This window comes from Sporanaerobacter sp. (assembly GCF_047830725.1).
In the GTDB taxonomy this organism is placed as follows: Bacteria; Bacillota; Clostridia; order Tissierellales; family Sporanaerobacteraceae; genus Sporanaerobacter.
On record NZ_CP181252.1, the window covers coordinates 637,456 to 650,196 of the forward strand.

At 32.7% G+C, this 12,741-nt stretch carries 17 protein-coding genes, 1 tRNA gene, 1 pseudogene and 1 riboswitch; of the genes and pseudogenes, 3 read left to right on the plus strand and 16 right to left on the minus strand.

Translation table 11 applies throughout. From position 1 onward, the window contains the following. Nucleotides 1-8: 8 nt before the first annotated feature. From flgK (ACFWUA_RS03040) to ACFWUA_RS03105, 14 genes are all read right to left on the minus strand, one after another. On the minus strand, nt 9-938 hold the full coding sequence (gene flgK / locus ACFWUA_RS03040) for a flagellar hook-associated protein FlgK (protein WP_416198698.1): 930 nt from the start codon (nt 936-938) through the stop codon (nt 9-11). A gap of 279 nt (nt 939-1,217) precedes the next feature. Beyond that, entirely contained in the window at nt 1,218-1,481 is a 264-nt protein-coding gene (locus tag ACFWUA_RS03045) for a flagellar basal body rod C-terminal domain-containing protein (RefSeq protein WP_416198699.1), read from the minus strand. Between the two features lie 22 nt (nt 1,482-1,503). Next, nucleotides 1,504-2,625: a flagellar hook-associated protein FlgK gene (gene flgK / locus ACFWUA_RS03050; protein ID WP_416198700.1), complete on the minus strand. Its 1,122-nt coding sequence runs from the start codon at nt 2,623-2,625 to the stop codon at nt 1,504-1,506. Between the two features lie 2 nt (nt 2,626-2,627). Then, nucleotides 2,628-3,101 carry a flagellar protein FlgN gene (locus ACFWUA_RS03055; protein ID WP_416198701.1) on the minus strand — a complete coding sequence of 158 codons (474 nt, stop codon included), beginning with the start codon at nt 3,099-3,101 and terminating at the stop codon, nt 2,628-2,630. Nucleotides 3,102-3,114: 13 nt separating this feature from the next. Continuing rightward, a complete protein-coding gene (gene flgM, locus ACFWUA_RS03060; protein WP_416198702.1) occupies nt 3,115-3,396 on the minus strand; it encodes a flagellar biosynthesis anti-sigma factor FlgM in 282 nt (93 codons plus the stop codon). Between the two features lie 66 nt (nt 3,397-3,462). Then, the gene (locus tag ACFWUA_RS03065; RefSeq protein WP_416198703.1) at nt 3,463-3,882 is read right to left on the minus strand and encodes a TIGR03826 family flagellar region protein; all 420 of its coding nucleotides are present in this window, start codon (nt 3,880-3,882) and stop codon (nt 3,463-3,465) included. Nucleotides 3,883-3,894: 12 nt separating this feature from the next. Continuing rightward, complete coding sequence (locus ACFWUA_RS03070) at nt 3,895-4,557, minus strand: ComF family protein (protein ID WP_416198704.1); 663 nt, start codon at nt 4,555-4,557, stop codon at nt 3,895-3,897. 8 nt (nt 4,558-4,565) lie between these two features. After that, nucleotides 4,566-6,779: an ATP-dependent RecD-like DNA helicase gene (locus ACFWUA_RS03075; protein ID WP_416198705.1), complete on the minus strand. Its 2,214-nt coding sequence runs from the start codon at nt 6,777-6,779 to the stop codon at nt 4,566-4,568. A 51-nt stretch (nt 6,780-6,830) separates the two neighbouring features. Then, entirely contained in the window at nt 6,831-7,409 is a 579-nt protein-coding gene (locus ACFWUA_RS03080) for a hypothetical protein (protein ID WP_416198706.1), read from the minus strand. Nucleotides 7,410-7,471: 62 nt separating this feature from the next. After that, nucleotides 7,472-7,615: a YvrJ family protein gene (locus ACFWUA_RS03085; protein ID WP_416198707.1), complete on the minus strand. Its 144-nt coding sequence runs from the start codon at nt 7,613-7,615 to the stop codon at nt 7,472-7,474. A 63-nt stretch (nt 7,616-7,678) separates the two neighbouring features. Next, nucleotides 7,679-7,897: a DUF2922 domain-containing protein gene (locus ACFWUA_RS03090; RefSeq protein WP_416198708.1), complete on the minus strand. Its 219-nt coding sequence runs from the start codon at nt 7,895-7,897 to the stop codon at nt 7,679-7,681. A 36-nt stretch (nt 7,898-7,933) separates the two neighbouring features. Further along, on the minus strand, nt 7,934-8,155 hold the full coding sequence (locus ACFWUA_RS03095; RefSeq protein ID WP_416198709.1) for a DUF1659 domain-containing protein: 222 nt from the start codon (nt 8,153-8,155) through the stop codon (nt 7,934-7,936). Nucleotides 8,156-8,357: 202 nt separating this feature from the next. Then, entirely contained in the window at nt 8,358-9,545 is a 1,188-nt protein-coding gene (gene metK / locus ACFWUA_RS03100; RefSeq protein ID WP_416198710.1) for a methionine adenosyltransferase, read from the minus strand. Between the two features lie 90 nt (nt 9,546-9,635). Next, a riboswitch (SAM riboswitch) is annotated at nt 9,636-9,742 on the minus strand. A 218-nt stretch (nt 9,743-9,960) separates the two neighbouring features. After that, on the minus strand, nt 9,961-10,071 hold the full coding sequence (locus tag ACFWUA_RS03105) for a putative holin-like toxin (RefSeq protein ID WP_416198711.1): 111 nt from the start codon (nt 10,069-10,071) through the stop codon (nt 9,961-9,963). A 203-nt stretch (nt 10,072-10,274) separates the two neighbouring features. On the opposite strand from ACFWUA_RS03105, the pseudogene lepB reads away from it, so the two are divergent. Beyond that, nucleotides 10,275-10,625 (plus strand): annotated as a pseudogene (lepB, locus tag ACFWUA_RS03110) (signal peptidase I); the annotation flags it as partial. A gap of 52 nt (nt 10,626-10,677) precedes the next feature. On the opposite strand, the gene ACFWUA_RS03115 reads toward lepB, so the two are convergent. Both ACFWUA_RS03115 and ACFWUA_RS03120 read right to left on the minus strand, forming a co-directional pair. Then, nucleotides 10,678-11,010 (minus strand): hypothetical protein, encoded by a 333-nt coding sequence (locus ACFWUA_RS03115; protein WP_416198712.1) that lies wholly within the window; start codon nt 11,008-11,010, stop codon nt 10,678-10,680. A 63-nt stretch (nt 11,011-11,073) separates the two neighbouring features. Beyond that, entirely contained in the window at nt 11,074-11,526 is a 453-nt protein-coding gene (locus ACFWUA_RS03120; protein ID WP_416198713.1) for a COG2426 family protein, read from the minus strand. 206 nt (nt 11,527-11,732) lie between these two features. Between ACFWUA_RS03120 and ACFWUA_RS03125 the strand changes: the two genes are divergently transcribed. Further along, nucleotides 11,733-11,809, plus strand: a tRNA-Pro gene (locus ACFWUA_RS03125). 207 nt (nt 11,810-12,016) lie between these two features. Beyond that, entirely contained in the window at nt 12,017-12,727 is a 711-nt protein-coding gene (locus ACFWUA_RS03130) for a tRNA lysidine(34) synthetase (RefSeq protein ID WP_416198714.1), read from the plus strand. Nucleotides 12,728-12,741: the final 14 nt, after the last annotated feature.

A 12,741-nucleotide genomic window follows, 5' to 3' on the forward strand; every position in this document is an offset into this window, starting at 1 on the left:
CTGCTCATTTATTTCCCTGCAAATCCCCTAGCAAATTCATCCAATTTCTTCTGATAGAAAGGTATTCCTCTATAGCTACCTTTTTCTCCATCACCTTCTACCAATTCAATGAGTCCTTTTAGTTCTCCTGATTGAAGAGTGACTTTGTTGCCATCTGCCCATTTTAGTTCTCTGTTTTCATATGGATATGCAGGATTTTCTGGCTTATATTCCATCTTGTTTGTGTAGTTGTGATCTACTAAGGTTATACCCCCTACATTTACTCTATATTTCCCATCTTTAGATTCATCTACTCTTACATTGACTATTTTTGAAAGTTCATCTACCAATAGTTCCCTCTTATCCCTCAAATCATTGGCACTTTTCCCATCTAGTTCAAGTACATATATTTGCTTATTTAAATTTCCTATTTGATCAGCTATATCATTTATCTGTTTTACCTTGGTATCTATTGAAAATATTGTTTCTTTTCTCATGTTTTCAAGTCGCTTTGCTGTTTCGTTTATGTGTTTTGTAAGAGATAGTGCTGACTCTTTGACAGGTTGTCTAAAAGCATAGTCTGAAGGATTTTTTGAAAGTTCATCCAAACTTGAAAAGAAATCATCCATATATTTTCTAAAACTACTATCTGATGGTTCTCCAAGTAGCTTTTCTATTTCAAGTAGTGAAGTTCTTTTCACTTCCCATTCTCCTTTTGGCGCACTTTCATTCCAGTATTTAAAATCTACATATGAATCTCTCACTCGAACAATATCATATATTTCTGTGCCAGTACCTAAGTATCCTATTCCTGGCAAGCTCATAGGATTTGTAGCTCTTTGAAGAGCAATTTGTCTTGAATATCCATCTGTATTCATATTGCTTATATTGTGATTTGTCACATACAAGGCTCTTTGACTTGCAAGTAGCCCACTTACCGCTGTATTAAAACCATACATACTTTCTCCCTCCGGTCGAAAAAATTATAAATTTATCTATACTAATTTATCTAAAAATATGCTACCCATTTTGGTCAAAGTTGTGAAAATAAGGAACGCATCCGCAGAATTTGTGAAAATATAGAATAAGGACGAAAATCGCTTGGAATTGCAGTGTTTGAGCGAAGCGAGTTTGCAATTCCATTTTCGGACGTTTCTATATATTTTCCAAATTCGAGGACTTAGTGACGTTTTCACAACTTTGTAGCAAAATCGAAATATTTATCATTGGCGAAGCCTCTATCTTCCCACTACTCCCATTCTATTCACTATGTTTTCCATCATTTCGTCTATGGCATTGACTACTCGGGAATTGGCTATATAGGAATGTTGGTATTGTAGCATCAGGGTCATTTCTTCATCTAGGGATACTGATGAAATGGAACTTTTTCTGTCTTCTATTTGTTTTAGCAGTACTGCTTGATTTGAGGCAATGCTTTTGGCTTTTCTTCCTTCTATTCCAATGGTATCTACCAAATCTCTGTAAAAATCATCAAAAGTCATATTTTCTAATTCATCTTAAATTTTATGTTCCTTTTTCCCTAAGCTCAAGTATTTCCTTTATGATTTCTCCATCTCCTTTGGCACCACTTTTGGATACAGCTATTTTGTTGAAATTCCCTAGTTCTGAATTGACTCTTATATTTCCTGCAGTTATTTCTCCATTGGTAGCTACAAAAAATTCAATTCCAGTACTTCCCTCTAAATCCATCCCACTTTCATGTATCTTATTTATTTCACTAGCTATAGTACTTACAAGTTCATTTAATTTTACTCTATATTCCACGTCTATACTGTCACGAACAGCTATATATCCACCAAGTTCTCCTTTTTCGCCCAGTTCTATTTTGTCTCCTGTATCTTTCCAGTGAATATAGCCATATCCTCTATTGTCTGTCTGTATATCAATAGGATTTATATAGTCTCCATTGACTAAATCTCTTCCTTGAAGAGTCACTGCAATTTCTCCTGTGTTTTTTTCATAATAGGTAATAGGAATGAGTTTTGAAAGCTTATCTAATTTTTCATTTCTCATATCCTTAAAATCATTGGCCTTTATATTTGGGCCTCCACCTTCTGCCAACTTTATCTTTCCATTTAAATCTGCTATATCTTTTAGTAGCCCATTTACTTCTTCTACTTTGTTCAATATTTCCCTGTTTAAATTTCTCTGTAAATTGTCAAGCTGCATATCTATATGATTTACAGTTTGAGTAAAGGCTACTGCTGACTCATGAACTAGCCCCCTCAAAGTCAAGCTATCTGGCTCCTTGTATAGTTCTGACCATGAGCTCCAGAAATTGTTCATGACATTTTGAAGTCCGCTATCACTCAAATCGTTGAATATCATTTCAACTTCATTTAATATATCAGCCTTTGCATAGTGATATCCATAAATGCCCAATTCTCTTCTAAATCTCACATCTATAAATTCATCTCTTATCTGCCTTATCTCTTCTACATGAACTCCTGTGCCCATTTCATGTCCACCAACTTGAGTAGTAACATATCCATTAGTTGCATGAATAGCACTTTGCCTTACATAACTTGGATTGTTGACATTTGCAATATTGTGAGACACTGTATCTAATGCTCTTTTATTTGCATTTATGCCAGATATGGAAATATATAATCCTCCAAAAGCCATAATTACACCTTCCTATCAAAAATACTTTTACTTTGATTTAAATCACTTTTATCTTTTCCATAAGTTGTTGGAACTTGAGTGCTTGTCAAAAGATTTAAATTGAAATCTATCCATTCCAAATTGTCTCTAATGAGAGTATTGTTTAATTGATTTTTTTCATCTATATCGGATAAAATATGAAACAAATCTTCTCCTATACTTTCTAAAGACTCTCTTTCGCCTTCAGGCATTTTAGATATTAAAACAGAAAGGGGAAGCAATCTATCCATCCCCCAGTTGTCAAGAAGTTCTTCTCTTTTTAGTTCCAATAGAGCTATATTATTTATATATTCTTCTTCTTCCTTAGTAGTATTCTGAAGCTTATCCAAATCCTCATCAAGTATAATTTGAGTTTTTTCTTGTGTAATGATTTGAAGTTCTTTTAAAACTTTCAATTCTTCTTTTAAAATTTCCTCCAACTCTTCCTTAAAAGTCACTTTATCACCACCATTATGCTCTTTTATCAAAATTTATATTTTCCATCATCTTTTCTACAATCTTTTTGCCATCTACTTCATAAGTTCCAGTTTTGATTTCTTCTTTTATCTTTTCCACAAGTTCTGTTCTAATATCTGGAACATTCTTTAAACTGTTCACTGCAAACTGATACTCCAAGGCCTTTTCTGACAATTTCAATTCATCTTTCTTAGCATTCACTTTGCCATTTTCCGTTTTCTTTATTCCCTGAGTATTGTAAACTTGAAGTATTTTATCTATCCTATTTATATTCATAAAAAACACCCCATCTTTCCTTTCTTGTATATATTATCGGAAAAAATGAGGTGTTACTTTAGACTTTTATTTTTTTTCGTCATCTCTATATCTTTCAGTAACTCTTATTTTTTGTTTTATTTTAGTATTTTGTAGTGTATCACTTTGTCTATTGCCTATGGCCTGTTTAAATTCTCTTTGCATCTCCAAAGTGCATTTATCGCAAAATCTTCCAGTTTTTATAGGTTTTCCACATCTTTCACAGCTTAATAGCAAATTGTTTTCATCTCTTACTTCAAGTCTTCCTTCTTTTAAAAATTCTATAATCTTTTTTGAATCCACTTCTGTTTCATCTGAAATTTCCTTTATATTGGCACTTGGATTTTCTTCAATATATTTTTTGACCTTTTGAAAATCCATTTCATCATCTCTCCTACATTTTGGACAAATATTAAATCCATCATATGAGTAGACTCTCCCACAACGCCTACAATTTCTTATATCCATATTCTTCACCCCTCATATTTTAAGTCCAGAAGTTATAGTTAATGCATGAATTTTACCTGCCTTAACTTCTTTCAATTTCTTGCCGCATTCATTTAAAGTTCCTCCTGTAGTAATAATATCGTCAATTAAAAGAATTTCTTTGTCTTTAAATTCTAATGGTTCTTTAATTTCAAAAGCTCCCCTCAAACTTTTTATTCTCTGATACTTATCCATTTTGTTTTGAATCCTTGTCCATTTAGTTCTTATGAGATTTCCTGTTGAAAAGGGAATATTTAAAGTTGCCCCTATATATTTTGCCAAGAGCTCTGATTGATCGTATCCTCTTAGGGCTTTTTTCCTTTTATGAATAGGTACATAAGTTATGATATCTATATCCTCTAGATGAATTGTCGCATTTATAGTGTTTATGAGTATCTCTCCAAAAGGCTTATAATACTGTCCCTTTCCATTGTATTTATATTGATAGAGTTTTTGTCGTATAAATTCATTGTAAAATAGAGAAAATATTACTTCTTCAATATAAGGAGAATTTATATTTAGCCTTCTATTCATATATTCCAATTTAAACTTACAATCAGGACATAGGAAACTTTTATCTTCTACTCTTATACCACAAAAATAGCATATATCATCATCATGAAATAAAATATCATTAAAGCCTTCAATTAATCTCATGATATCACCTAAAACATAGAAAATATTTGTCTTATTTTTACATCAAGACCTGAATATCTCTTTGTAATTCTATTGTTTTTAATCATCATATAAAGGTATTTTTCATCTCCTACCAAAACCACCAATTCCCTTGCTCTAGTAATAGCTGTATATAATAAATTCCTAGTCATTAGCATAGGAGGGCCCCAATATATGGGCATAATAACTACTGGAAACTCACTTCCCTGACTTTTATGAACTGTAGTAGCATAGGCAAGTTTCAATTCATCCAATTGACTATAGTCATACTCTACTTCTTTTTCATCGTCAAACAATACCTTAAGTATTCTATCTTCTTCATCTATACTAGTTATAAAGCCAAAGTCTCCATTGTATACCCCTTCTCCTTCCTCTTTCACCTTGCCATCTTCAATTATTCTCCATTTAGCAGTATAATTGTTTTTTATCTGCATAACTTTGTCCCCTACTCGAAATATTTCATTCCCTACCTTTTTTTCCTTCTTTCCATATCCCTTTGGATTTAATATTTCCTGAAGAAATTTATTCAATGAATTGATTCCCACATCTCCTTTTTTCATAGGAGTAAGAACTTGTATATCCTTTAGAGGATCATATCCATTGAAATTTGGCAGTCTCCTATTGCATAAACTAATTACAGTCTCTACTATTTCATTTGAATTGTATTTAGGCAAAAAATAAAAATCTTTATCCTTGACATTTAAATATGGAGCTTCTCCTCTATTTATTCTATGGGCATTGACAATAATCATGCTCTCTTCTGCCTGCCTAAATATTTCATCTAATTTTACGACTTTCACTACTCCACTTTCTATAATATCCCTCAATACATTTCCCGCACCTACTGATGGAAGTTGATCTATATCTCCTACAAATATAATTCTAGTCCCAGGAAGTATAGCCTTTAAGAGATGATTCATAAGAATTATATCAACCATAGAAGTTTCATCTATAATGACTACATCAGCTTCCAATGGGCTTTCTTCATTTTTCCCAAAAGCCATATCTCCTTCCAAAAAAGAATATTCAAGAAGTCTATGGATAGTCTTTGCCTCTCTATTTGTAGCTTGACTCATTCTCTTTGCTGCCCTTCCCGTAGGAGCTCCTAGAGCTATTTCAAGCTCTTCTCTTTCAAACACTTGAATAATTGCATTTATAGTAGTGGTTTTCCCTGTTCCAGGTCCTCCTGTAATAACAAGCATTCCATTTTCCACAGATTCCTTTATAGCTTCTATTTGTTTTTGTGCAAATAAAATACCTTCTTCCTCTTCTATAGTCTTTATTTCCTTCTCCACATCTATGTTTAATGGTTCTAACTCTACTCTGGAAAGCTCTACTATTTTTCTACTCACATTAGATTCTGCTTTGTAATAAGGCATATAATATACTACTATATCATCATTTATATTTTCAATTTGTATATCTCCTCTAATAGCTAAATCTCTAAGACTGTCTTCTAAAAGTTCCACATCTAATAGTAGCATCTTAGAGACTTCCATGAGCAATTCATCTTTAGGGACAAAACTATGCCCACTCCCTGCATACTCTATAAGCTTAAATTTTATCCCTGCTTCTATTCTATAGGGTGAATTTAAGTCTATCCCCATATTTTGAGCTATTTTGTCCGCAGTTTTAAATCCAATTCCAAATACTTCTTCCGAAAGCCTATATGGATTTTCTTGTACTGTTCTTATAGTATCTTTGCCATATTTTTTATATATCCTCACTCCATAAGAAGGACTTATATCGTATTGGCCCAAAAAAACCATTATATCTTTAAGCTCTCTTTGTTCTTCAAAGGCTTCCTTTATTTTTTCAATCTTCTTTTCCCCTATACCTTCTATTTCTTTCAATCTTTCTGGATTGTACTGTATAATATCTAAAGAATCCACTCCAAATCTTTCTACTATTTTTTCAGCTGTCTTTGGTCCTATATAGGGAATGAGACCTGAAGAAAGATACTTTACTATGCCATTTAAAGTAGCTGGAACTACTGTAGACACATTTGATATTTTAAGTTGTTCTCCATAGTTGGGATGGTTCGTCCATTCCCCTTCTACTTTCAAGGTCTCCCCTATATTCAAAAAGGGAACATATCCCACTATGGTTATGACATCATCACTTGTTTCCAATATGGCAACAGTATAACCATTGGATTCATTCGTATATATTATTTCCTCTAATGTTCCCTCTACCGTTATCAAAATCTATTCCTCCAATTTATTATTTTGCTTTAGAATATTATATCACAAAATTTAATGTAGAGTCTCCCTGATGCTAAGTATTTCTTGTCTTAAAAGAGCTATATCTCCTTTAGTAGCTGGTTTGTCAGATTGAGAATAAAAATCATCTATTTCATATATTGTCCCATGTTTTTCTTCATAAAATTTTCCCACTATATGTCCTTCCCTTATATGCTTTTCAATTGTTTTTGTAGTATTTAAACTTTTTATCTTTATATTGGACTTTAAATACACAATTCCTTGACCATCTTCTTCCACTACTTTTTCTATATACTTTATATTTATATATCCTAATGAACCATCATTTTTAGATATAGGCCTTCTAACCTTTACAGGAATAAAAATATTGTCCTTGTTGAAAGGAATAGGTACTCCATTGTTACTTCCCAATAGTTCTCCATAATATTTATTTGATTGTTTCAAATCCAGTAAAAAATATTTCCCTAATCCATTTAAAAAAGTTCTTATAGACTTATATACTTCTATTTTCCCACTACTAAAAGTATATAAAATAGTAGAATTCCCCTTCATATCCAGATAAACTGGAACAAAAGCCATTAGTCCTTTTTCTATATATTTCTCCATTTCCATAAAAAATCCCTCCCTGACTTATTATACTAGAACATATGTTCCTAGTCAAGAAGGGATTTTTATTATCCTATATTTCCAATTGCCTTAGATAGCTCGTTTATGCTTTTAGTCAATTCATCTAGTTTTCCTTCTATCCTAACTAGAAGATATATGGATATGACTATAGGAAAGCCTAAATTGGCTATCTGAGAAAATACTTCTTCCATGTTTTCACCTCTTTTCTCTTTTAGATAACAATAGGGGAGAAACTATTCTCCCCTATTGAAATACTAGAATACAATATCTTCTACATTGGTTGTAACTATTCTTGCTCCTATAGCTTCTACTATGTCTCCCCCATTTGAATAGAATATATTTTTTGCAACTATTGTATCCATGACCTGTTTTATTTCTTCTTTTGTTGCATCTTCTCTGGGATTATCTACAGATATATTGACTTTTTTATCGGATGCATTTTTGAAATTCAACTCAAGCTTAGTTTTATCCACATTATCACCTCCTCATTTTTCCTATAATATTTGAAATTATTCTGAAATCAACTCTATTTCTTCTAGTTTCTTTACTTTGAGTAAATTCATAGTTTGAAGTCCTGCCAAAAAAGTTCCTACTTCATAGACATCTTCATTTGCTGCATCTACTTTTACATTTGAATAGGTCTTTGATTTTACTATTTGCTTATCTCCATCCATTCCTCCATCTAGTTCAAGTTTAAGTCTAGAAGCTTCTTTTACTTCCTTCATTGCCATATTTATCACCTCCTCTTATTTCTTTGAAAACTACTTTCAAGTACCGCCGGTAAGTATATATTAATACAAGAGGAGAAAATAAAAAAAAGCAGAGCGATATATTGTACTCACTCTACTTTTCATGAAATTTCATTATTCTACTTATTTTTCCCGGGAAATAATCCATTTCTACATATTTTTACACAAGAAATTGACTTTCTCCTTACTCTCCAAATCCTTCACTTCTAAGAATTTCTGCCTTGTCGGTTTTTTCCCAAGGAAGATCTAAATCTGTTCTTCCAAAATGCCCATAGCTGGCAGTTTGTTTGTATATTGGTCTTCTCAAATCTAGTTTATCTATAATAGCTGCTGGTCTTAAATCAAAATGTTTTCTAACTAATTCTTCTATTTTTTCATCTTCAACTTTGCCAGTTCCAAAAGTATCTACATATATAGACAATGGTCTAGCTACACCTATAGCATAAGCAAGACCAACTTCACATTTGTCTGCAAGTCCTGCTGCTACAATATTTTTTGCCACATATCTTGCAGCATAAGCAGCTGAACGGTCTACTTTTGTTGGATCTTTTCCTGAAAAAGCTCCACCACCATGTCTACCATATCCACCATAAGTATCAACTATTATTTTTCTTCCTGTAAGACCTGCATCTCCCATAGGTCCACCAATTACAAATCTTCCTGTTGGATTTACATAATATTTAGTATTTTCATCTATCATATTTTCTGGAACTATTTTCTTTATTACTTGTTCTATGATATCCTTTCTTATAGTTTCTAATTCTACATCTGGAGAATGTTGGGTTGAAACTACTATATTTTCAATTCTTACAGGTTTATTGTCATGATATTCAACAGTCACTTGAGTTTTCCCATCTGGTCTTAAATAAGAAAGAGTGCCATCTTTTCTCACTTCTGACAATCTTCTAGCCAATCTGTGAGCTAATGATATTGGCATAGGCATTAGTTCTTCTGTTTCATTGCAAGCATATCCAAACATCATGCCTTGATCTCCAGCACCAATTTTGTCATATTTGTCTTTTCCATTTCCTCTGCTTTCAAGAGCTTCATTGACTCCCATAGCTATATCTGGAGATTGTTCGTTTATTGATGTCAAAACTGCACAAGTGTCTGCATCAAAACCATATTTTGCTCTAGTATATCCTATTTCTTCTACGGTTTTTCTTACTACATGAGGTATATCTACATAACAGTCTGTGGTGATTTCACCTGCTACCAATACCATCCCTGTAGTCACAGAAGTTTCACAAGCAACTCTTGCATAAGGGTCTTTTTCTAGTATGGCATCTAGTATGGCATCTGAGATTTGATCACATACCTTGTCTGGATGTCCTTCAGTCACTGATTCTGACGTAAACAACCACTTTTTCATTGAAGTACCTCCTTGTTTATTTAAAATTTTTTATAGTTCATTCTGAAAAACAAAATAACCTCTTCCAAAAGGAAAAGGCTATAAAAGTTGACCTCATCTTTCAGAATACTATTCTGTGGGATTTAGCACCTCATGACCAATGACCATAGGTTGCCGGGTTTCATAGGGCCCATTCCCTCCACCACTCTTGATAAGGCATCAAGATTTTTATTCATTTAGGTATATTTTAACACAATAAAAATATTGTGTCAACAAAGTGAAAAAATTGACATGGATTATGAAAACAACACAACATATATGTTTACTTTGAATATTGATGTGGTATAATATAAATAAAGGTAATCGGATTCACATAAATGCGATTACCACCTAGATGATCAAATACCTATAATCACCTTGTGGCTAGACAGGGTGATTATTTTTTCCCTTTATTATTATCCTTTGTCAGGCTAACAATTAAGGAGATTAGCGATATTACAAACATAGAAAACATAATCATTAAAGATATGGATTCATATGTATTCATATCGCACCACCTCCTTTCATCTGAAGTGAGGTGGCAATCACACCCTGCTTATCTCCGATTACCTTGTCCTAATAATAACATTTAATGTACCTAATTTCAATATATGAGTTATAAAAGTGGCAAGTAAAAATATTGTGTCAACAAAGTGAAAAATTTGACATGGATTATGATATATTGTTCGCTAACAAAATCAAGTCAAAACTCCTAAACATAGTGATATAGTTGTATTTAAAACTGATTTTAAAAATAAAATGGGAATAAATAAAAACTTTATCAAAAGAGTAATTGGTATTGAAGGCGACAAAATTGTTATCACAAATGGTAAAGTATATGTCAATGATGTTTTATTAGATGAACCTTATATCAAGGTTGATTATACTCATGGTGATATTGATATAATTGTTCCATATAATAAAGTATTTGTAATGGGAGACAATAGAGATAATAGTTTTGACAGTAGAAGTCCTGAAGTTGGTTGTATTGATGTTTCAAGTATTAAAGCAATTGTACCATTTAGATTTTATCCATTTAATAAATTTGGCAAAGTGAATTAATTTCACCTTGCCATTGTTTTTAGATGCAACACAAGGGGTCAGTCCCCTTGTGTTATTTGATTTTTCTCATAATTATATCTTCGTGTTTTGATACTTTGGCTTCTATTCTCTCTAATTGTTGAGAATTTTGTATTTGCCCATCAAACAATGCTTCTATCTTAGGCATAATCTCATGCTCTATCATTGCATTTGTTTTTTTAAGCCCTCCTTTTATGCCTGTTACATCCCCTTTTAATCCAGCTACGTCCCCTTTTAATCCACCTACATCCCCTTTTAATCCAGCTACATCCCCCTTTATGTCTGTTATGTCTTTCTCTATAGTGTCAAATCTTTGGTTAAATTCAATATACATTTTTTCCATTAACTCAAAAATTTTATCTTCCATACCGTGACTTCCCTCCTATTAAAACAATTATATCATATGCTTTTGTAGATTTATATTGTTTTTTCAAAGAATTGACACTATATTGTAAGTCAGAGTAAATACTATGATACCGGCCATTATGACACCGGATATAATTGCAGTTAGTGCTTTTTTGAAATTCAATTTAAGTAGTGTTGCTGCGATGCATCCTGTCCAAGCTCCAGTAGTTGGCAAGGGTATTGCTACCAATATAAATAAACCCAATATACTGTATTTTTTTATCTTATCTCTACTTCTCTTTAGAGTTCTATTTTTCACCCATGCTACAGCTTTAGAAAATAGCTTTGTGTTTTCAAGAAAATTCATCACAGGCTCCAACAATTTAAGTAAAAAAGGAACTATAATACTGTTTCCCAATATACTTATGATTGTGCTTTCAATAGGGCTTAGTCCCAAAGATACTCCAAGGGGTATCGCCCCTCTTAGTTCAGAAAGTGGCATTGCAGCTACTATAAATACTTTTAGTTCCTCACTCATCTCAATCCTCCTATAGCGTATTAGTTTATTATATTCTATACACTAGAAAAAAAACCTTTAAACTTTAAAAAATATTTTAAAATAGTGAGAAATAGCGAGAATAATGTAGATTTAAAGCGATATTTTATTATATTTTTATATATTCACTATTTTTAATATGTGCATTGGAAGTGAAAATCCACTATACTATAAGAGTCGGCGGTTGACGGGGTGTAGCGCAGTTTGGTAGCGCACGTGGTTTGGGACCATGGGGCCGGGGGTTCGAATCCCTCCACCCCGACCACCAAAAGAAGGATTGAGTACTCAATCCTTCTTTTTTTATTTTTATGATATCTAGAAAAGTTCTATGCTGTGGGTCATAAATCGTCCAGCCAAACGAAACGTCCCCGTGGTGGACATTGTCAAAGTATTGTAATGTATTTGTAACCTATTTGATATATTATAATTATATAATTATCTTCAAAGGTACCCTTTTAGAAAGGTTGATGTGATGAAAAAAATATTGGGAGCTATGAGAAGAGCTATCGAGGATTTTGACTTAATTCAAGATGGTGATAAAATTGGAGTAGGGCTTTCTGGTGGAAAGGACAGTATGGTCCTTTTATATGCACTAAAACTCTATCAGAGATTTAGTCCAGAAAACTTTGAATTGGAAGCTTTCACAGTAAATCTTGGATATGAAGATTTTGATACAGAAACCATAAGAAAGTATTGTGAAAGTATTGATGTGCCTTTCAATCTCAAGGAAACAAATATAAAGGATATAGTATTTGAAGCAAGAAAAGAAAAAAACCCCTGTGCTCTCTGTGCCAATATGCGTAGAGGTGCCATACACAATTCCCTTAAGGAAAAAGATTTCAACAAGCTTGCCTTGGCCCATCATGGAGATGATGCATTGGATACCCTTTTTTTAAGTATGCTCTATGAAGGAAGAATAAATACCCTTCAGCCTTTAACCTATCTAGATAGAAAACAGTTATATGTCATTCGTCCTTTTTTATATCTGTCGGAATATGACATAAAAGGAGCCATAAACAAATATGAAATCCCAGTAGTTAAAAACCCTTGTCCTGTCGACAAGAAAACCAAAAGAGAATACATTCACAATCTCTTAAAAAATATATACAAAGAAATTCCTGGGTGCAGAGATAGGCTCCTTAGGGCGATACAAAATGGCGAAGAACTAAATCTTTGGTTTTAATGAAAAGTGAGGTG

Bases quoted from the DNA above. Each gene is read 5' to 3' on its own strand.
- flgK (WP_416198698.1), bottom strand. From the start codon at position 938: ATGTATGGTTTTAATACAGCGGTAAGTGGGCTACTTGCAAGTCAAAGA.
- ACFWUA_RS03045 (WP_416198699.1), bottom strand. From the start codon at position 1,481: ATGACTTTTGATGATTTTTACAGAGATTTGGTAGATACCATTGGAATA.
- flgK (WP_416198700.1), bottom strand. From the start codon at position 2,625: ATGGCTTTTGGAGGATTATATATTTCCATATCTGGCATAAATGCAAAT.
- flgM (WP_416198702.1), bottom strand. From the start codon at position 3,396: ATGAATATAAATAGGATAGATAAAATACTTCAAGTTTACAATACTCAG.
- ACFWUA_RS03065 (WP_416198703.1), bottom strand. From the start codon at position 3,882: ATGGATATAAGAAATTGTAGGCGTTGTGGGAGAGTCTACTCATATGAT.
- ACFWUA_RS03070 (WP_416198704.1), bottom strand. From the start codon at position 4,557: ATGAGATTAATTGAAGGCTTTAATGATATTTTATTTCATGATGATGAT.
- ACFWUA_RS03080 (WP_416198706.1), bottom strand. From the start codon at position 7,409: ATGGAAATGGAGAAATATATAGAAAAAGGACTAATGGCTTTTGTTCCA.
- ACFWUA_RS03085 (WP_416198707.1), bottom strand. From the start codon at position 7,615: ATGGAAGAAGTATTTTCTCAGATAGCCAATTTAGGCTTTCCTATAGTC.
- ACFWUA_RS03095 (WP_416198709.1), bottom strand. From the start codon at position 8,155: ATGGCAATGAAGGAAGTAAAAGAAGCTTCTAGACTTAAACTTGAACTA.
- metK (WP_416198710.1), bottom strand. From the start codon at position 9,545: ATGAAAAAGTGGTTGTTTACGTCAGAATCAGTGACTGAAGGACATCCA.
- ACFWUA_RS03105 (WP_416198711.1), bottom strand. From the start codon at position 10,071: ATGAATACATATGAATCCATATCTTTAATGATTATGTTTTCTATGTTT.
- ACFWUA_RS03115 (WP_416198712.1), bottom strand. From the start codon at position 11,010: ATGGAAGATAAAATTTTTGAGTTAATGGAAAAAATGTATATTGAATTT.
- ACFWUA_RS03120 (WP_416198713.1), bottom strand. From the start codon at position 11,526: ATGAGTGAGGAACTAAAAGTATTTATAGTAGCTGCAATGCCACTTTCT.
- ACFWUA_RS03130 (WP_416198714.1), top strand. From the start codon at position 12,017: ATGAAAAAAATATTGGGAGCTATGAGAAGAGCTATCGAGGATTTTGAC.